Source organism: Vibrio sp. 1641, from assembly GCF_033339995.1.
GTDB classification, from domain to species: domain Bacteria; phylum Pseudomonadota; class Gammaproteobacteria; order Enterobacterales; family Vibrionaceae; genus Vibrio; species Vibrio alginolyticus.
The window spans coordinates 1-525 of sequence record NZ_JAWOVP010000494.1 but is presented as its reverse complement, the minus strand read 5'-3'; the positions used below and the strand labels follow the sequence as shown (position 1 = coordinate 525).

The window sequence follows — 525 nt, the reverse complement described above, 5'->3', positions numbered from 1 at the left end:
TATACCCTATCAGGCGTTGATCTGTCTTCCCTTACCGAAGGGCCGCTTACGGTGACTTCTGTGGTTTCTGACATTTATGGCAACAACCTGAACGCCGTCGATACGACCATTAAAGATACGCTTGCAACGGTGAATGTCAATTTTGATGGTGGAGGGGATGAGTATTTAAATCAGTACGAAATCGCGACTACTCGCCTCGAAGGAACGATTGAAAACATTGAAGATGGCCAGCGTATCCAAGTTACTGTAACCGACTCGTTAGGAGCGGTCATAAACTTAGAAACGGTGGTGACTGGTGGAAGTTGGTCTCTGGACGACGTTGACCTTTCTGGGTTGTCTGAAGGTACGCTGACCGTTGTTGCTGAGAGTATAGATATAGCGGGCAACCCTGCAACCAGTGAAAACACCATCATCAAAGATACGCTCGCAAGTGTGACGGTGGACGTTGACGATGGCGGAGACGGCTATTTAAACATTGAAGAGCGCCAATCTGTCACTTTGTCAGGGCAAGTCAGTGATGTTGAA

Annotated in this window: 1 protein-coding gene; it reads left to right on the top strand. The window is 47.8% G+C overall.

Translation table 11 applies throughout. The features are described from left to right. Positions 1-525, top strand: a 525-nt coding sequence (locus R7Z47_RS26755; protein ID WP_318131014.1) for a hypothetical protein, incomplete at both ends; no start/stop codon positions are given.